The 18,765-nt window shown below is 62.6% G+C and carries 19 protein-coding genes; 14 read left to right on the top strand and 5 right to left on the bottom strand.

Annotated elements, in window-relative coordinates; translation table 11 throughout:
* Positions 1-186: 186 nt before the first annotated feature.
* Positions 187-1,050, bottom strand: a complete 864-nt coding sequence (locus M1D44_RS11305; RefSeq protein WP_024976477.1) for an SDR family oxidoreductase — start codon at positions 1,048-1,050, stop codon at positions 187-189.
* Between the two features lie 103 nt (positions 1,051-1,153).
* Here M1D44_RS11305 and M1D44_RS11300 point away from each other — a divergent pair, with 103 nt between their 5' ends.
* Positions 1,154-2,053, top strand: coding sequence for a LysR family transcriptional regulator (locus M1D44_RS11300; protein ID WP_316853211.1), 900 nt, complete (start codon positions 1,154-1,156; stop codon positions 2,051-2,053).
* An 8-nt stretch (positions 2,054-2,061) separates the two neighbouring features.
* Here M1D44_RS11300 and M1D44_RS11295 read toward each other — a convergent pair whose 3' ends face one another.
* Positions 2,062-2,829, bottom strand: coding sequence for a TetR/AcrR family transcriptional regulator (locus M1D44_RS11295; RefSeq protein ID WP_112185682.1), 768 nt, complete (start codon positions 2,827-2,829; stop codon positions 2,062-2,064).
* 119 nt (positions 2,830-2,948) lie between these two features.
* On the opposite strand from M1D44_RS11295, the gene M1D44_RS11290 reads away from it, so the two are divergent.
* The 12 genes from M1D44_RS11290 (at position 2,949) to M1D44_RS11235 (ending at position 15,796) form a co-directional block, all read left to right on the top strand.
* On the top strand, positions 2,949-4,634 hold the full coding sequence (locus M1D44_RS11290) for a bifunctional 3-(3-hydroxy-phenyl)propionate/3-hydroxycinnamic acid hydroxylase (protein WP_428984651.1): 1,686 nt from the start codon (positions 2,949-2,951) through the stop codon (positions 4,632-4,634).
* Positions 4,635-4,643: 9 nt separating this feature from the next.
* The gene (locus M1D44_RS11285; protein ID WP_316853212.1) at positions 4,644-5,714 is read left to right on the top strand and encodes a VOC family protein; all 1,071 of its coding nucleotides are present in this window, start codon (positions 4,644-4,646) and stop codon (positions 5,712-5,714) included.
* 31 nt (positions 5,715-5,745) lie between these two features.
* A complete protein-coding gene (locus tag M1D44_RS11280) occupies positions 5,746-6,702 on the top strand; it encodes a fumarylacetoacetate hydrolase family protein (protein ID WP_316853213.1) in 957 nt (318 codons plus the stop codon).
* Positions 6,699-8,663: an acyl-CoA synthetase gene (locus M1D44_RS11275; protein WP_316853214.1), complete on the top strand. Its 1,965-nt coding sequence runs from the start codon at positions 6,699-6,701 to the stop codon at positions 8,661-8,663. Before M1D44_RS11280 ends, M1D44_RS11275 begins: the two co-directional genes overlap by 4 nt.
* A 58-nt stretch (positions 8,664-8,721) precedes the next feature.
* Positions 8,722-9,609, top strand: coding sequence for an OmpW/AlkL family protein (locus tag M1D44_RS11270; protein WP_112185672.1), 888 nt, complete (start codon positions 8,722-8,724; stop codon positions 9,607-9,609).
* A 648-nt stretch (positions 9,610-10,257) separates the two neighbouring features.
* Positions 10,258-10,626: a hypothetical protein gene (locus M1D44_RS11265; RefSeq protein WP_316853215.1), complete on the top strand. Its 369-nt coding sequence runs from the start codon at positions 10,258-10,260 to the stop codon at positions 10,624-10,626.
* Positions 10,627-10,938: 312 nt separating this feature from the next.
* The gene (locus tag M1D44_RS11260; protein WP_112186025.1) at positions 10,939-11,355 is read left to right on the top strand and encodes a DUF1924 domain-containing protein; all 417 of its coding nucleotides are present in this window, start codon (positions 10,939-10,941) and stop codon (positions 11,353-11,355) included.
* A 48-nt stretch (positions 11,356-11,403) separates the two neighbouring features.
* Entirely contained in the window at positions 11,404-11,895 is a 492-nt protein-coding gene (locus tag M1D44_RS11255; protein ID WP_112185668.1) for a diheme cytochrome c, read from the top strand.
* Positions 11,867-12,598 (top strand): cytochrome b/b6 domain-containing protein, encoded by a 732-nt coding sequence (locus tag M1D44_RS11250; RefSeq protein WP_112185666.1) that lies wholly within the window; start codon positions 11,867-11,869, stop codon positions 12,596-12,598. The genes M1D44_RS11255 and M1D44_RS11250 overlap by 29 nt, the downstream gene beginning before the upstream one ends.
* Before the next feature lie 31 nt (positions 12,599-12,629).
* Entirely contained in the window at positions 12,630-13,304 is a 675-nt protein-coding gene (locus M1D44_RS11245) for a response regulator (RefSeq protein ID WP_024976471.1), read from the top strand.
* Positions 13,301-14,677, top strand: coding sequence for an ATP-binding protein (locus M1D44_RS11240; RefSeq protein ID WP_024976470.1), 1,377 nt, complete (start codon positions 13,301-13,303; stop codon positions 14,675-14,677). The genes M1D44_RS11245 and M1D44_RS11240 overlap by 4 nt, the downstream gene beginning before the upstream one ends.
* Positions 14,678-14,869: 192 nt before the next feature.
* Entirely contained in the window at positions 14,870-15,796 is a 927-nt protein-coding gene (locus M1D44_RS11235) for a cation diffusion facilitator family transporter (RefSeq protein ID WP_024976469.1), read from the top strand.
* A 223-nt stretch (positions 15,797-16,019) separates the two neighbouring features.
* Here the strand turns inward: M1D44_RS11235 and M1D44_RS11230 are convergent, their stop codons facing one another.
* From M1D44_RS11230 to M1D44_RS11220, 3 genes are all read right to left on the bottom strand, one after another.
* Entirely contained in the window at positions 16,020-16,367 is a 348-nt protein-coding gene (locus tag M1D44_RS11230) for a YkgJ family cysteine cluster protein (protein WP_080693663.1), read from the bottom strand.
* A gap of 99 nt (positions 16,368-16,466) precedes the next feature.
* Positions 16,467-17,312 carry a fused MFS/spermidine synthase gene (locus M1D44_RS11225; RefSeq protein WP_316853216.1) on the bottom strand — a complete coding sequence of 282 codons (846 nt, stop codon included), beginning with the start codon at positions 17,310-17,312 and terminating at the stop codon, positions 16,467-16,469.
* A 19-nt stretch (positions 17,313-17,331) separates the two neighbouring features.
* Positions 17,332-17,643, bottom strand: coding sequence for an HPr family phosphocarrier protein (locus M1D44_RS11220; protein WP_235193177.1), 312 nt, complete (start codon positions 17,641-17,643; stop codon positions 17,332-17,334).
* Between the two features lie 117 nt (positions 17,644-17,760).
* Here M1D44_RS11220 and M1D44_RS11215 point away from each other — a divergent pair, with 117 nt between their 5' ends.
* Positions 17,761-17,964, top strand: a complete 204-nt coding sequence (locus tag M1D44_RS11215) for a ribbon-helix-helix protein, CopG family (RefSeq protein WP_024976466.1) — start codon at positions 17,761-17,763, stop codon at positions 17,962-17,964.
* The last annotated feature ends 801 nt before the right edge of the window (positions 17,965-18,765 follow it).

Raw genomic sequence — 18,765 nt, 5'->3', positions numbered from 1 at the left:
GACAGACCGCACGTCTGCCTGTTTGGCGAGACAGAGTGCGGTCGATCTGGAGGCGGTATTGATGTGTGCGTAGCACGCCATCCCCGCTGGTAATCGGCACAAGACAGAAAAACTGCAGTCCGACGAGCGGCTTTTATTGCAGGCCTTTCCAATTCGGCCGAGATGCCCGCCACGCCTGCATGCGGCTTAGCCGGCGAGCGCGGCGGCGAACTCACGATACGAGCCCAGCGGTCGGCCCAGGATGCTGGTCAGACGCTCAACATCGCCGGCCTGCGGAACCATGCCATCGCTGACATAACGCTCGGCCATCAGGCGCATCTCATAGGCCATCCATTTGGGCAGGAAGTTCGCCGCGTTGTTCTCGAAACCGGTTGGATCGTCGCCGCCGTAGACGACGGGGCGGCCAAGGGTCTGTGACCAGATGGAGGCCAGTTCAGGGCCCGTCAGCGTGTCGGGGCCCACCAGGTTGATGGTCTCGATCGGCAGCTTGCCCGGTGCCGTGTCCCGGCGGATCAGTTCGATGGCCGCCACTTCTGCGATATCGCGCGTGTTGACCATGGCGACCCCCTTGCTGCCGATCGGCATTGGGTAGACGCCATGGTTGACGATGACGTCCTTGACCATGTGCTCGTTGTCCATGAAGTAAGCCGGACGCAGGATGGTGGCGCTGAAGCCCATCTGCTCGATCATGCGTTCTGCGCCGGACTTCACCGCAAAGTGCGGCACGTTCACGAAGCGCTCGGCGTGCATGACCGACAGATAGACGACGCGCTCAACGCCGGATTCGCGGGCAACGTTCAGCGCAATGAGCGCCTGGGTGAATTCGTCCCCAGCAACCGCGTTGAGCAGGAACAGTGTCCGGACACCGATGAAGGCACGCCGAAGCGATTCGAGATCCAGCATGTCGCCCTGCACGACATTCACGCTGGCCGGGAAGTCGGCTTTCGACGGGTCGCGAACCAGCGCGCGCACGTTCGCACCGCGATTGACGAGCTGATTGACGACTTGGCGGCCGACGCGGCCGGTAGCACCAGTAACGAGGATGGTCATGATGTTCACTCCTTGAGTGGGTTGGGTTCCCAGCTAAGGTAGGTGATCCATCTGTGGTCCGGAAGATGCTATAAATAGACAGGGTATCTCACTGGTGGAACACATGGATTTGCTTGCGCTTGCCGATTTCAACCTGGTTGCCCGGCATGGAAGCTTTGGCGAGGCCGCGCGCGCGACCGGGCGTCCGAAGGCCACGCTGTCTCGCAGGGTCTCGGAGCTGGAGGGCAGTCTCGATCTTCGGCTGTTTGAGCGCGGGCCCCGCGGGCTCAAGCTCACGCAGGAGGGACATGCGCTTTACGAGCGTACCGGCGCGCTGCTCACCGAGATTGCCGAGAGCGCCGCGGCAATTGCGTCAGGAAGCGAGCGGCCACGCGGGCGTCTGCGCATCAGCGCGCCGATGCTCTTTTCCCAAATTGCCATGGGCAAGCTGGTTGCCACGTTCGCGTTGAAATATCCCGAGGTGCAGTTGGAGGTGACGACCGAAGACCGTGGCGTCGACATGATCGAGGAGGGCTATGACCTCGTGATCCGAGTCAACCCGGACCCGGACGAAAGTCTGATCGGGCGCGTGTTCTTGCGTGACCGCCTCGTTGTCGTGGCAAAGCCGGAACTGGAGCGGCCATCAGGTAAGGCCGTTGCGCCGGCCGTCCTTCGCGGCCCTGGCGCTGGAAGCACCGCCTGGGATATCACCGGACCGGAGGGAAAGTCGCGCATAGCGATCAAGCCCGTCGCACACCTGTCGTCGCTGATCATGGTGCGCGACACAGTCCGTCTTGGCGTGGGCGCAGCGTGCCTGCCGGTGTCGCTCGTGGCCCACGATCTGGAGGCCGGCACGTTGGTGCATTGGGGTGAGGTGGACGGCCCCGAAATCGCGCTATGGGCGCTTTATCCTTCCAGGCGTTTGCTCAGCGCCCGTGTTTCCGCTTTTCTCGACCACCTCAAAGACGCATTTCCGACGGGCGAGCCCGAAGAGTTGGCGGCCTATCTCCATTCTGGAGCATAGGGATGCGGTTATAGCGCTTCGGTGTCTCCGCTCATTTTCGGCAATGGGCGATGCGCAATGTCTTCCGCCTCGGCGTGGTCCAACCCGAGCATGCGCAGCAGTGCCGACGCCGCACGCTCCGGAAAATCGCTCTTGCCGTCGGTGAGGCCTTTCAGCAGCGTGGCCGCCGGCTCCGATTGCGCGTCGATCTGCACGCCCACAGCCACGGCGGCGAGAACAGTGCCGCCAACGGAAATCAGGCTCATCAGTGGATCGGGTGCGTCAAACCGACGTGCCGCAACGCCCCGCCCAATGTCGCGAAGCAGCCGCTGGCCAAGCCCACGGCTGAGGATGCGAGGCGAGAATCCTTCGCGAATCAGGAACTGTCCCCACACAGGCTCCCGTCGCGCGCGCAGCAGCGTGTGCCGCACGGATACGGCGATCACTTCGGCCGGGTCGGCAAGACCCTCGGCAATCCGATCCAGCGTGTCCGCAAACTCTTCGAACACCCAGTCCGTCAGCGCCAGGTAGATCGCTTCCTTCGATTCGAAGTGGTTGTAGAACGAGCCAAAGCCGACATCCGCGGCCTCGGTGATCTCGTTGATCGCAACGCCCTCCATTCCTTTCTCGGCCATCAACTTGAGCGCCGCCTCTAACAGGCGCGACCGTGTCTCGCGTTTGCGACGGGCCCCGCGCGGCTCCTTTTCTTCAACGGCGGTGGCCGCCGGCGTAGCCGTTGCGGCCGCTGTGGCGGATTTGATGGCCTTGGCGGCGCGGGAAGTGGGAGTGCGGGGCATGGGATCGAGTCGATGAAGCGGCGTTAGAGTTTAACCTGATCAAAGTTGACAAAAGTATCAGTTATGATTTGAATATCGAAAACGCCCGATGCACGGGCGATACAAGAACAGGAGTTCGCGTGGAGACAGCTGTACAAGAGGCGCAGGAAGCGCTTCCGTTCGCGCCCCAGTGCGCCCCCGCCCCCGATTTGCCTTCTGCAGTCGATGTGCTGGTAGTGGGTTTTGGCCCCGTGGGTGCCATGGCTGCAAACCTGCTGGCCAGATACGGCGTACGGGTGTTGGTCGTGGAGAAATCCACGGAGATCTTCATGGCGCCTCGCGCCATCGCGCTGGATAACGAGGCGCTGCGCATCCTGCAGTTGGCGGGCATTGGCGAGCGCGAGCTCGACACCATCGCGATCCCGTTTGTGCGCATGCGCTCGCCGGTGTTTGGCGAATTCGCGCGCGTGAATACGCTCGGCGGCGCAGACGGGCACCCGAAGCTCGTCACGTTCTACCAGCCCGATCTGGAGCGCAGCCTGCGGCGCCAACTCCAGCAGTACGACGGCGTACACATCGCGTTGGGCGCGGAGTTCATGGGGCTGGAAGCCTCCGAAGACCACGTTGTGGCTTCAGTCGCAGTGGCCGGCGGACAGACGCAACGCGTGCGTGCGCGCTACGTCATCGGCGCAGACGGCGCCAGCTCCGTGGTGCGCGGGTTGATCGGACAGGCTTTCAAGGGGAAGACCTTTGCCGAAGACTGGCTCATCGTCGATGCGCGCAACGTGCCGCGCCCGATCGACCACGTTGAGTTCCTCTGCAACCATCGCCGCCCGACGCCGCACATGACGGCCCCGGGCGGGCGCGAACGCTGGGAGTTCATGCTGAGCCCCGGTGAAACGCGCGCCGAAATGGAATCGGACGAACGCATCCGCACATTGCTCAAGCCCTGGTGCAACGTCGACGATATCGTCATCGAGCGCAAGGCCGTTTATCGCTTCCATGCACGCGTGGTCGATACGTTCAGCAAGGGGCGCGTCTTTCTTGCCGGAGATGCCGCGCACATCACGCCGCCCTTCGTCGGACAAGGGCTGGTGGCCGGCCTGCGGGATGTCGCCAATCTCTGCTGGAAGCTGGCATGGGTGGTCCATGGCCGCGCGGCACCGGGCATCCTGGATTCGTACGACCGTGAACGCCGCCCGCATGCGAAGGCGATGATCAACCTCGCGAAGTTCATGGGCAAGCTGGTGATGCCGCGCAACGCCGGCGTCGCGTTGATCACGCATGGGCTCATGCGCCTTGTGCGCCTGGTTCCGCCGCTGCGTACCCAGCTTGAGGAGCTCGGCATCAAGCCGAAAAACGCGTTTGCACGGGGTCTGTTCGTTACGGGGAAGGGCGGCTCGCGCTTGCGCCGTGGCGCCGTGCTCGCCCAGGGCTGGGTGCGCGGCCGCGATGGCACGACGCGACTGAGCGATGAAGTGTTTGGCGCCGGGCTCGCGTTGATCGGCTTTGGCCATGACCTCAGCACACAACTGGATGCCGACACCGCCAAAGCGTTTGCAGCGGCGGGCGGCAAGGTGGTCCAGATCACGCATCGGGGCCAACGCCTGCATGTTGCGCCAGGCGAGCACTGGGAAGACCTAGAAGGTGTTTTCCTGCCGCGCTCCGTGCCCTTTGGCTGGGCTGCCGTCATCCGCCCCGATCGCACCATCGTCCATGACGGCCCGGCACGGGACGCCGTCCGCCTTGTCCGAGAAAGCCTCGCATTGCTCGGCGCATCTGCCGGGCAGGCGTCTTCCCTGGCCCCCGTCGCACGCGCCGCTTGAGGTCTCACCATGAAACTCACGACAGCCCAACCTGCACGCCACCCGAACCCGACCACCAAGGCGCTCGAACTGGCTTACCTAATCTTCGAACGGCCTGACCTGACCAAGGCAGAGCAATTCCTGACCGACTTCGGCCTGCACACCGTGGGGCGCGACGGCGAGCGGCTGTTCATGCGCGGCACCAGTACAGCCCCGTTCTGTTACATGGTGAACAAGGCAGACACAGACCGCTTTGTCGGATTCGGTTTGCGTGTTGCCGACAGCAAAGACCTGGAAGCGCTCGCCCGCCTGCCGCGCGCATCTGGCGTGGAGCCAATCACTGCACCGGGCGGCGGACTGTGCGTGCGCTTGCGTGACCCGTCCGGTTTTCGCGTGGATGCCGTGTGGGGCCAGGCGCCCAGCGGCACGCTGCCGCATCGTACGGCCATGGCGCTCAACACGGCCGACAGCATTGTTCGTGTGAATGACACGCAGCGCGTTCAGGCCAGGCCGCAGGAGGTCATCCGCCTGGGCCACGTCGTGTTGGAAGTGGCCGACTACCAAGCCACGAGCGCCTGGTACACGCAGCACTTCGGCTTCATTCCCAGCGATGTGCAGGTGCTGCCCGATGGCTCGCCGGCGGTGGCATTCATGCGGCTTGACCTGGGCGCTACGCCTGCCGATCACCACACGCTGGCACTCGCCCAGGGCTTCGCGCCGGTCTACAGCCACAGTGCCTTTGAAGTGATCGACGCCGATGCCATCGGCATGGGGCAACGCATTCTGCGCGAGCACGGCTGGAAACACGCATGGGGTATCGGCCGGCACATCCTGGGCAGCCAGATCTTCGATTACTGGCAAGACCCGTGGGGCGACAAGCACGAACACTACTGCGACGGTGACATGTTCACCGCCGACCAGCCGACCGGCATCCATGCCGTAAGCCGAGAGGCGATGTCGCAATGGGGCCCCGTCATGCCGCGCAGCTTTACGAAGCCCAAGCTCTCCCTGTCCAAGCTGGTGGCCCTGCTAAGGAACCTGCGGAACAGCCCCGACCTGACAGTCGGCAAGCTGCGCACGCTGGCCAAGCTTTTCGCGTAACCCCCTCATTTACCGACAGCCCCGATACGCCATGGCATTGAATGTTCTGCATTACCGGTACCAGGGTCGCGCCCAGTGGGGAGTGATCCGCGCCGGCATGATCACGCCCATTCTGGGCGAGTTTCCGACCACCTCCGCGTTTCTCCAGTCCAACACGGTGGAGGCGCTGTCGGTGTTGGCCGGCTCGGCCATCAACGTGTCGGAGGTTGAGATCCTCTCGCCGGTCACGCGCAACCAGCAGTTCGTTTGCCTGGGTGCGAACTATCGGCAGCACATGATCGAGTCGGGCATGAATCCGGACGCCAAGCACTTCAACATGGTGTTCACCAAGGCACCGGGCTGCATTGTTCCGGCCACATCGGATCTCGTGCGGCCTCGTCACGTGCAGTTTCTCGACTACGAGATCGAACTGGGCCTCGTCATGAAACGCGAGGTAACAACGCGCCAGTCGGTAACGGACGCCAACTTGCATGAGTACGTAGCCGGCATCGTCATCGTCAACGACTACTCGGCGCGCGACATCCAGATTCCGCAGATGCAGTTCTACAAGGGCAAGAGCTATCGCACGTTCGGCCCGGTAGGCCCGTATCTGTGCCTGCTGCAGCCGCGCGACTTTGGCCGGCTGCGCGACCTGCAACTCAGGCTGACCGTCAACGGCGTGACGCGGCAGAGCGATTGCACCGCCAACCTGGTTCACGGGCCCGCCGAAACCTTGACCGAGTTGTCGGGCGTTCATGATCTGCACACCGGCGACCTGATCGCCACGGGCACACCCGCCGGCTGCGCGCTGAGCGTTCCGTCACCAGCCAAGCAGCGCATCGCCGCGCTGTTGCCGGAGGCCACCAAGTGGCGGATGTTCATGAAGGTGCAGGCGGCGCGCCCGCAGTATCTGAAGCCCGGCGACATCGTCGAATCGCGCATCTTCAGTGCCGACAGCGAGATCGACCTGGGCACGCAGCGCAACCGCGTAGTGGAAGACGCAGCATGAACGGCATCGCAAACCAGAGCGACATCCTCGCCATTGAAGCGAGGGGAGTGCCGGCGGATCTGCCAACCAGCACGTACGAGATGATCCGGCGCGGCGCGGCCATCAACCCGTCTGCCCCAGCGCTGTCGTTCTTCTTGCGTGCATCAGATCATCGCAAGGCCGAAACGTGGACGTATCGCGAGCTTGTGCGAGACATCACGCGCACCGCCAACCTGTTCACGCGGCTCGGCATTCGCCGGGATGAGGTGGTCGCCTACGTGCTGCCGAATCTGCCGGAAACGCATTTCGTGATCTGGGGTGGGGAGGCCGCAGGCACGGTCTGCGCCATCAATCCGTTGCTCGAAGCCCCCGCCATTGCCGATCTGCTGAAGGCCGCCGGCGCGCGTGTGCTGGTCACGCTGGCGCCGTTTCCCGGAACCGATCTGTGGCCCAAGGTGCAGCGCATTCTGGGCGATGTGGCATCGCTCGAGCATCTCGTGCTCGTCAATCTGGCTGATCGTGTGCGCGGGCCCAAGGGCTGGATGGCGCGGCTCGTGCAGCGTAGGGAATGCACACGGCTGCTCGGCCGGGACGGTGTTCGCGCAGCCGTGCCCAGATATATCCACCTGCACGATTTCGGCAGGGCGATGGCGCGCGAATCCGGTGCAACGCTCGCCTATCCGCGCGTCTTCAAGGCAGGGGATACGTCTTCGTATTTCTGCACGGGCGGCACCACGGGTCTACCCAAGATTGCCATGCGCTGCCACGGCAACGAGGTGGCCAATGCGTGGGCGGCCGGCCAATTCCTTGGCAACAGCGTGGGGCCTGGCAAGACGATCTTCTGCGGGTTGCCGTTGTTTCATGTGAACGCGGTGCTGGCGACGGGCCTTCTTCCGTTTTCCAAGGGCGCGCACGTGGTGCTCGGCACGCCCCAGGGGTATCGCGGTGAGGGCGTGGTCGCGCGCTTCTGGGAAATCGTTGAGCGCCACCGCATCAACTTCTTCAGCGCCGTGCCCACGCTCTATGCGGCGTTGCTTGATGTGCCCGTGGGCAAGCGCGACGTCAGTTCGCTGGAATACGGCCTGTGCGGCGCTGCGCCGATGCCGGTCGAGGTGTTCCGCACATTCCAGCAGCGTACCGGCGTCAAGATTCTGGAGGGCTACGGCCTGACCGAAGGCACGTGCGTGAGCAGCGTCAACCCACCGCTGGGCGACCGGCGGCTCGGCTCCATTGGCCTGCGTGTGCCCGGCCAGCTCATGAAGGCCGTGGTGCTCGGCGAAGACGGCCGTTATGTGCGCGATTGCGTTACGGACGAACCTGGGGTCCTGGTCATCTCGGGGCCAAACGTCTTTGGCGGCTACGTGCAGCCCGAGCACAACAAGGGCTTGTGGATTGACCTGGGCGATGGCCGGGCGTGGCTCAACACCGGTGATCTCGGCCGCATGGATCACGATGGCTATTTCTGGCTGACCGGCAGAAAGAAGGAACTCATCATCCGCGGTGGCCACAACATCGATCCGGCCACCATTGAGGAGCCGCTGCATCGGCACCCGGCTGTCCAGATTGCGGCAGCCATCGGGCGACCGGATGCGCATGCGGGCGAACTGCCAGTGGCGTACGTCCAGCTCAAGCCCGGCGCCACGGCCAGCCGCGAAGAACTTGCGGACTTCGTGCGCGAAGCCATCCTTGAGCGCGCTGCGCAGCCAAAGCAGATTCACATCGTGGATGCCATACCGCTCACGGCGGTGGGCAAGATCTTCAAGCCCGCGCTGAAGCGAATAGAAGCCGCCGATGCCTTGCACTGCGCGCTGCGCGACGCAGGCATCGAGGGTGTGCACCTCGTGCTGGATGAAGACAAGACCACCGGCATCCTGGTACGTGCCGGCCTGAGTGACCCAGCCCTGCACGACAGCGTTGCAGCCGTGCTCGGCCGATTCCCGTTTTCGTTTTCCATCTCGCCAGACGGAGGCGCGCCTCCCTAGTCCGTCACGCCCCAGCTTGCCTTAGCCAATACAACGATTCCAAAACAGGAGACACACCATGGCGCACTTCACTCTGCGCTTCGCCCCCGCTCGTTCTTTTTTTGCCGTGGCGGCCGCCATCGCAATGGCAGCCCCCTTGGCACATGCGCAATCAAACGAAGACCCGCCCAGCAGTGATGCCAGCTTCTTTGACCGATACATACGCGGGCGCAACGTGCTCTCGGTTGGGGTGCTTCATATTCATCCCACGGATTCGTCAACGCCGCTGTCTACCTCAACCAGCGCGCTTGGCCTGGGTAGCTATGAGTCGCCCGGCACCAGTGCCAAGACGGGCAGCTCCACCACGCTGTCGCTCACGCAGACATATTTCATCAACGACAACTGGGCTGTTACTGCGGTCGGGGGCATCCCACCCACCACGAACATCTACGGTCGTGGCAAGGTCGTCGCGCCGGTGCCGGGACTTGGGAACCTCACGCTCATCGATCTGGGGCTGCCTAAGAACAACCCCGTTGCATCTGCCCGTGCGTGGAACCCGGCGCTCATTGGGCAGTACTACTTTGGAACCGCGCAGAGCAAGCTGCGCCCGTTCATCGGTGCGGGCGTCAGCTACAACTTCTTCACCCAACTGCGCCTGAACTCGAATTTCGTCAGCGCCATGCAGAACCTCGGCCAAGTCCTTCAGTTGGGCATGGGCCAGATTCCCACCGGCCCCGCCAAGGTGTCGGCAGCCACCTCCAGTTCGTGGGCGCCGGTTGCCAACATTGGCGCGTCGTACGAGTTTGCCAAGAACTGGACGCTTGTCGGCACCGTCGCCTATCTGCCGCTCAAAACCACATCGACCATCACGCTCCGAAGCCAGGAAGGCCAGGTGCTGGCCGTCAACAAGACGGAGATCAACGTGAAGCCTGTCGTCTTCAGCCTGAACGTTGGATACCGGTTCTAGCGGATCGAGAAGCCAAGGGTGAGCGAGCTGATGAACTCGGTGGGGCTTAAACGCCGCTCGTGCTTGGGCATCCGCGGTGGGGCAGAGCGCGAGGCTCAGACCGTGGAGTTCGAGTGTTGAAGAGTGAAGCTCGACCCTCAGACACTGGAGCTTTACCCTCAAACAGTGAGATTCCAGTGTTTGAGGCCGAAAACGCGACCGTCAGACAGTGACGTTTCAGTGTTTGACCCTGACGTTCGACTCATTGAGGGTGGAGCTCCAGTGTTTGAGGGTGAAGCTCCAGTGTCTGAGGGTGAAGCTCCAGTGTTTGAGGGTGAAGCTCCAGTGTTTGAGGGTGGAACGTGAGATTCAGCCCGGCGCCCAGGGCGAATCAATAATCCAACTTTTGCCGCCGCCCCCCTCGCTATAATTCAGCCGCTGCCGCACCAACGGCAGCCGGGTGTAGCGACCTGATCTATGCAGTGCCTCTGGACGGCAATCGCTCAGCGATTCGCCGGCAGACACTCGCGCGCTTTCAAGGGCGGGCCGGGTGGGGAGACCTTCGGGTCTGCCGGTGCTCCAGAGAACCGGTTCGCTACCCCCGCCGTCGGGCCCGCCACCCCCGTGTAGCGACGAGTTGGCGGGCCTCCAACCACCTCTGGAGGCTCTATGCCAAATGGTCCAAGCGGGCACCGCCCCGCGTCTTATCCATCTCCACCCGAACCACCCACGCACGCGCCCACGTCGTCTGATGGAGGCACGCTCACCAAGAACCGCACCTACCTGAACGGCGCAATCGCAGCGCAGGCGTATCTCAAGCGCACGCGCACCGCCATGCGCTCACACGGACAATGTCGCCCGGGCATGCTGCGCGAGCAGCTTCAACACCTCTCCACGCACGCGTTCCCGCCGGCATTCATCAAAGGCTTTGTGGATGCGATTGATGCATACGTATCGATGTCGCTCGGGGGCCGCGATGTCGATCCGCAAACGTGGGACGTACTAGCTGCCATAGAGCGGCGGGGCTACAGCCAATAAAAACCGATTGACGCATTCCCGTGACGGGCGGGAATGCCGAGGCAAGCCGGGCGGAATGACCGCGCTGGCGCTCTCCTTACTGACTGACTCCGGTACCGGCAGCTGCTTGGGGCGCAACGAGCGGGGCCTCGGGGTGAGGGCCCCTTCGTCGCTCGGCCTTTGCCACACCGCATCCGAAACCTATCGATAGGAAATCCATGCAAGCGGGCCGATCCTTGATCTGGCCACTGAAATGGTTTCCGGGGTATCGCTTAAGAATCCGTTAAGAAGAATCCGTGAGCATCAAGGCATTCCTCAGCGTGAGAGGCCATGATGCCAACCCCCAAATTTCTTCCTGTTGCCCGCCTGCATTCGGTCTTGGCGTTGGCACTAGCCGCTGCCGCTCCCCTGGCAAATGCGCAAGCGCCCGCGCAACTGCTCGACCAATATCGAGCGCAGGCCGGAACCCCCTCCGACCCGTCCCGCGGGCAGCAGTTTTTTACATCCAAGCACGGCCGTGAATGGAGCTGTGCTTCTTGCCATGGCAATCCGCCAACGCAAACCGGCCGGCATGCCGCGACCGGCAAGTCGATCGCGCCGCTGGCTCCGGCATTCAACCCAGAGCGTTTTACCGATGTCGCCAAGACCGAGAAATGGTTTCGGCGCAACTGCAACGACGTGGTAGGGCGTGAGTGCACGGCAGCCGAGAAAGCAGACATCCTGAGTTGGCTGATGACTCTCGGCAAGTAGGAGCGTTCAGCACGCCACGCAATTCCTGACCTGATTCGGAGCATCTCAATGTCTGGACATTTCATCGTTACAAGCCCAACTGCACGCGCTTGCTTGGCAATCGCGGGCCTGGCGCTGTCGTTTCTCGCCACCGCCGAAGAGGGGCCTGGCGTGCGCGCAGCACCGCTGCTGCCCAAGTATCGCCAGGAATGCGCGTCCTGCCACATTGCCTATCCGCCGGGCATGCTACCTGCCAGCTCGTGGCAGCGCATTGTGGGCAACCTGCAGCACCACTATGGGACGGATGCGTCGTTGGACCCCGCCACCGTCAAGCAGCTTGATCAATGGCTCACGGCCAACGCGGCGGATCGCTCGAGGTCGATGCCCCCGCCGCCCGAGGACCGTATCACCCGCTCGGCGTGGTTTGCACGCACCCACGACGAAGTGCCCGCTGCGGTGTGGCGCCGGCCCTCCATCAAGAGCGCCTCGAACTGCGTCGCCTGCCATACCAAGGCGGATCAGGGCAATTTCAATGAACACGATGTCCGCATCCCACGCTAAAACCATGAAACCCGATTCCATCGCTCGCCGCATCCTGGTTTGGGATGCGCCGACTCGTCTGTTCCACTGGCTGCTGGCGCTGAGTTTCCTTGGCGCCTACTTGACTGCGGAAAGTGAGCAGTGGCGCCTTGTCCACATCACACTCGGCTACACGATGGCTGCCCTGGTCGGCTTTCGGCTGGTGTGGGGCATGGTGGGTACGCGATATGCCAGGTTCTCCAACTTCATACGGTCCCCCGCCGCCACACTCCGCTATTTGACCAGCATCATGCGCGGTCAGCCGGAGCACCATATTGGCCACAACCCCGCTGGTGCACTTGCTATCATCGCCTTGCTGCTGATGGCGTGCGGCCTGGCAGGAACGGGCTGGGCCACCTACAACGATGTCGGCGGTGACTGGCTCGGCGAACTGCACGAGGGCATCGCCAACGCAATGCTTGCACTGGTGGGCGTTCATGTTCTTGCCGTCTTCGCCAGCAGTTGGCTGCACCGTGAGAATCTGGTTGGCGCGATGATCAGCGGACGCAAGACGGGCTTGCCGAATGAGGGCATCCGCCGCGCGTGGTGGAGCCTCGCGGTGCTGATGCTGGTGGCGGTGCTGGGCTTCTGGTGGGTGCAATGGCAGTCCGCGCCGCCGGCTGGGGCCACTGACCGACCCTCAGCATCCGCGAAGCAACACGGTGCAGTCAGAGACGACTATTGATCCAACCCGGTATCGAGCGGAGATCTGATCCGTGCGCATCCTGCTTGTCGAAGATGATTCGCTGCTTGGCGACGGCATTCGGGCGGGCCTGCAGCAGCAGGGCTTCCTGGTCGATTGGGTGCGTGACGGTGAGGCGGCGTGGCGCGAGTTGCGCACGGACGCCTACGTGGCCGCGATACTCGATCTTGGGTTGCCGCGCATGGACGGTGTGGACGTGCTGCGAAAGGTGCGCGCCGCGGGCATCGCGGTCCCCATCCTGGTGCTGACCGCGCGAGACGCGATACCGGATCGCGTACGCGGTCTCGATCTCGGCGCCGATGACTACATTGTCAAGCCCATCGATCTGCACGAACTCAGTGCGAGACTTCGCGCGCTGGTGCGCCGTGCACATGGACATCCCACGGAGCAGCTGCGCGCGCGCGGCATTGTGCTTGAGCCGGCGTCACGCACGGTTTTCTGCAACGGCAGCGCGGTTGCGCTGTCCACGCGGGAATTCGACCTGCTGCACGCCTTGATGCTGAACGCAGGGCGCGTGCTGTCACGCGAGCAGCTCGAGCAGTGCCTGTACACATGGGGGCAGGAAGTTGGAAGCAACGCAGTGGAGGTGCACATCCATCATCTGCGCGCCAAACTCGGCAGCGACCTCATCCTGACCGTGCGCGGCGTCGGCTATATGCTGCCGCGTGACAACGCAGAAGCGCCATGACGCGGCCGCGCTCGCTCCATGGTCGGCTGCTGCTTCTGGTGCTTGGCGCCGTCGCCGGCCTGTGGCTCGTCACCGCATTGATCACGTGGTACGACGCCCAGGACGAGATTGATCAACTGCTGGACAGCCATCTGGCGCAAGCCGGCGCGCTACTGGCCATGCAGCACGCGCAGGCCTTCGACGAAGACGATGAACCGAGCCACGACCTGCCGCTCCAGTATCGCCACGCGCCCAAGGTCGCCTTTCAAGTGTTTCACGAAGGGAAACTGGGCATCCATTCAGCCAACGCGCCAGACCAGCCGATGGTGAAACCGGGTGAGCACACCGCGTCCGGATTCGCGACGGTGCGAATCGGGGGCAATGCCTGGCGTGTCTTTGCAGCGCAGGGTGTGCATAAGGACGTCCAGGTCTACGTTGGTGAGCGCATCGACTCGCGCACCGCAATCCTGACAGCGATACTGCGCAACATGCTGTGGCCGATGGCGTTGGCATTGCCGTTACTCGCCTTGGCCGTCTGGTGGGCGGTCAAGCGGGGCATGCTGCCGCTGCGCAAATTGGGCAACGCGCTTGCTGAGCGCGACCCGCGAGCGCTTGATCCGGTCCGGATGCCCCATGCGCCGGACGAGATGATGCCCATGCTCGACGCGCTCAACGCGCTCTTTGTCCGCATTCAGGCCATGATCGAAGCCGAGCGCCGCTTTACCGCAGACGCAGCCCACGAGTTACGCACGCCGCTTGCCGCGATCAAGGCACAGGCCCAGGTCGCAATGGCCGCCGAAGACGACGCCATGCGTCGCCATGCCTTGCTCGGAACGCTGGAAGGGTGCGACCGTGCCGCCCATCTGGTTGACCAATTACTGCTGCTTTCGCGCCTGGACGCCAACGCCGGCGTGTCGATAGAACCGATTGACCTTGGCGCACTGGCAAGGCAAGTCATGGCAGACATTGCGCCAATGGCCCTCGGCAAGCGACAGCACATCGAATTGGAGAGCCCGGAGTGTTGCATGGTCACCGGTAACAGGGCCTTGCTTGCCTCACTTGCCCGCAACCTGATCGATAACGCCATACGCTACAGCCCCGCCGAGGCCCACATCGTCGTGACGGTAGCGAACCGAAGCGGACGTGCCGCGCTCAGCGTGGAAGACAGCGGCCCCGGGCTTCCGCCTTCCGAACAGGACCGACTTGGCGAGCGTTTTTTTCGTGTCGTCGGAACGGAACAGAGTGGCAGCGGCCTCGGATGGTCAATCGTGCGCCGGATCGCGGCAGTTCACGGTGCAAGCGTTACGGTAGGCCGCTCGTCGGGTCTCGGTGGATTGCGCGTCGACGTCATCTGGCCAGCGCTGGAGCCCAGCGTGTCCGGGATCCACCAATAGGTCATGCGCGACTTCATCCCTTCATGGAAGCCATGAAGAATACGGGCCACCAGCGCGGATCGAAGATCATCTATATGTGGAAGGTCGCACCGGCGTATCTCATGCTCAATGGATTGGCCCTGGGCTGCGCAATCGACCGAGTGCTACTGCTCAACCTGAACCCCATCCCCACGCTCACTGCTCAGATAACCCATGCAACAGACAAAAGAAATCGATCTTGAGATCGCTGCCGATTCTGATGACAGCGTGGTCAAGCAGGCCGCCGCCCGGCGCAGCACCCTTGTGAGCGTGGCGGTCAATCTTGGGCTGACGGTCGCGCAGGTGGCGGCTGGCATGCTGGCTGGCTCGCAGGCGCTGATTGCCGACGCCATCCACTCCTTGTCCGACCTCATCGCGGACTTTGTGGTGCTGTTTGCCAGCCACCATAGCCAGAAGGGGCCGGATCAGACCCACCACTACGGTCATCAACGCTTCGAGAATGCCGCTTCGCTCGCGCTCGGTCTGCTCCTGCTGGCGGTGGGTGTGGGCATGCTCTGGAACGCGGTGCTTAAGCTGGAGCACGTCGAGGCGATCCAGCCGGTGCGGCTGATTGGTCTATGGGTCGCGCTGGGCGCCCTGGCCGCCAAAGAACTGTTGTTCCGCTACATGCTGGCGGTGGCCGAAAGGGTGCGTTCGAGCATGCTGGTCGCCAACGCCTGGCATGCGCGTTCGGATGCCGCATCGTCGCTGGTGGTGGCGCTTGGCATTGTGGGCAACGTGCTGGGGTATCGCCTGCTCGACCCGGTGGCGGCGCTTGTCGTGGGCCTGATGGTGACCCGCATGGGGTGGCAGTTCGGCCGGGAAGCCCTGCACGACCTGATGGATCGCGCCGTCGATGAGGAGACTGTGGAGGCGATCCACCAAGCCATGCTTGCAACGCCTGGGGTGCTTGGCGTACACGACGTCAAGACACGCCGCATGGGCGACATGATCCTGGTGGACGCTCACCTTGAAGTCGATGCCCGCGCCAGTGTGCGCGAGGGCCACAACATCGCACTGGAGGCTCGCCGCCGCGTAATGGAACGCCACGACGTGCTCAATTTGATGACCCATGTGGATCCGGTGGATGTGCCGGTTTAATCGCAACCGACTCCTGTTATGTGAGCTTGTGAGAAGCCACTCCCAACCTGGGGTAACGGACTACCACCGGTAGAGTTCGAACAACGCCATTCCCAACGGCCCGCGGGTGTCTAGGAAAGCCGGGGCGATTCATTACTGGCCGCCAGCGTTGGCTCTCCTGCGCAGGGCGGCCTACGATAGCGGATTGCCTGCGTCTGTTGTTATCGGCAGCGGTCGCCTTGCCTCAGACCAGCACGTGACGCACCTCAAGAAAGAAGCGCTGAATCTCTTGTTCAATTTTCGGATCGATCATTTCGTCCGGCCGTTTTCCGTTCGGACAGGCAAGCCTTGGAGTCGAACCAAACAAGCGACAAATCAACGGGCGCTCCAAATATACGCTGCATCCCTTGGTATCAAGATGAGGGCAACTTAGGTTTGCCAGCGCAGCGTCGCGCTCGGCATCGCTCTTAACGGGAAGCCTCGACATCTCCTCCGTTGAGGTTGTCACAGGTCCACAACAATCGTGACATCCCGGAGTGCACTCGAATGTGGGAATTCGTGAGCGAAGAAACCTGATTTTTTGGCTATGCATCGGTGTAGCTAGGCGTAGCTGAGCACAAGGTTGTCGTCCATCGTGGACACGATCCCCGGCATATGCGAATGGGCATGGTCACTTCCGTGGCAAGAGCTTTCAGCTCTGGTCGATTCGGCGTTCGCCGCCGCCCCGTAAGCTCGCCCGCTCTTCCCAGAATTCGAGGTCCAGCGCGAGCCGTTTGCTTTGCTTCAGGCGGCGCGCAGCCAAGCGCAGGTTCAGAGCGTGCTCCATCTCCAGCGTGCGCGCACGCGTGAGCAGCGTGTCCAGCGCCGGAAGTTTCCACGACCCCTTCCAAGCGAACAACGTGTAGTTGCAGCTGTCCTCGGACGTCGAAACGGAGAACGACTCGCCGAATACCGAGTGCAACTCCTCAAGGTAGAACGGGATATCGCGATCACTCTCGAGGAAGTTGGCAACCAGTACGCCATCGTCGGCAAGGCGCGCGTAACAGGCAGCGTAAAAGTCTGCAGTCCCCAGTTGCGCGGCCATGCCATGCGCCAGAAATCCGTCGACCAGAATCACATCGGGTCGTGCATCCTGCCCTTTGACATACTCGGCACCGTCCGCGCAGATCACTTCGAAGCGGTCGTCGTCGCGGGGAATGTGGAACGTATCGCGCAAAGCGATTACAGCAGGGTCGATCTCGATTGCCGCCACCTTGGTAGTGGGAAGGTGGTGGTAACAGTACTTGGCCAACGAGCCGCCGCCCAAGCCGATCATGGAGATTCGGGCAGGCGCCGGCTGCAGGAGCAGAAAGCCCATCATCGTTCGGGTATAGCCGAGCACCAACTTGTTTGGGTCGCGCCTTGACATGAGGCTCTGTACCCCATGCACGTCAAAATGGAGCGACAGTTCGTGCGCAGTTTCCAGCAGCGTTGGCGTCCCGTCGTTAGGGGCTTCGGCGAGAAACTTCACATAGGCGTCAAGGGAGCCGTAGGACATGTCAAATTGCCGATCTTGATCAAGCGTTCGTATGAATGAGTCGGGCGCTCAGCAGCGCTGCAATGACTTTCACTGCGGCGGCGTCATCCCGACCAACGGCCTGGATCATTACCTTGGCGCCCGCGCGGGCGGGGAGCCGCATGACCTCCATGACATTCTTGGCGTTCGCCGTGCGCTCGTTGCAGACGAGCAGGATGTCGCAATCGAACTGGCTGGCGGCATGTACCAGCCGCGCAGATCCACTGCCTTGCAGACCAACGCGGCAGGTCATCTCGATCGTCGCTTCTACCAATGCATCCTCAAAAAAACGGTGAATTCCAAACAGGCTCACGGTCGCCTGGCTGCAGCCCGCGAATTGGCGACGGAGCACCTAGCGCGCGTCTCAGGCTGTGCTTTGGTGCATGGTTGTATATAATGATAATGACATTATCATACAATGATACTCCACATGGAATCCAAGACTGCGCGTCTCACCGTGTTGATCGATCCGGTGAAGAAGAAGTCCTTCGAGAAGTTGTGCGCGGCGCAAGATCAGACGCCGTCGCAAGTGGTGCGACAGTTGATTCGCGACTACCTGGAGCAGCACGGCGTCAGCTATGCGACCCGCCCCAAAGTCGGGACGGCCACCCTGACTCAAAAACGCAATCCGTAGTCTCTGAGCCCCTCACGGCGGATCGCCTCGAATTGCACTGACGCGTTGCCTGTGTCCTGGGAGGGACGGATACCGTCCAAGAATTGGCTGCATGCTCCTGTGACCAATGTCAGCGCCGGCTGACCACTGATGAAGCCGGCGAGTGGCAAGAGCGGCTGTCGCTTAACCACTCGTGCGGCTTCGATTCCATCTTCGGTGACGGCAAGGTCGTTGGCAGATCGCCTCGGGCACCATCCAATCCTTCGCCGGCGTGGAGCGGTGCCGCGGCATGATGCGCGCCGCTGGGCCAACATGTTTGACGAGGGCCAGCGATGCGGCCACCAAGTCAATTGCACAATGGTCTGTGATGACCGACGAACCGAACATCAAGAGCCCACTCGTGCGACCAATCAGGGCGTTCCGCAACGGCGCGAGCAGAGGTGCCGGTAAGTCGTCCGTCGTGGCCACTGGTCCGGTCTGTACGATCTGAGGCCATGCTCCCGCGAACGGAGTACGCGCTTTCAGCTCACCGCCATGAAGCAGATCTTCCCTGTACGACAGGAACTCGGGAGGCAGTTCGCCGACGACTACGCAGTCCGTGCCTGGGCAGAGTGTTCCGACGATAACTGCGTGGGTTGGCTGACACTCCCCGGACTTGATGCAACCTTGCGGGAGATTCTGCTCAAGCACTTGGCGAGCGCAAGATCCCAACCTGTTTGGCGCGTCATTGGGATCGAAGCAGTTGAAGGAAGCGGTGCTCAACTAGTCATTGAGTTTGGAACTTTCCACCCTACGCAGAAAAAGGGGTTAGGCTCCGTATTT

Source organism: Ralstonia sp. SA306, assembly GCF_054792405.1.
This window is presented reverse-complemented; position numbering and strand designations above follow the sequence as displayed.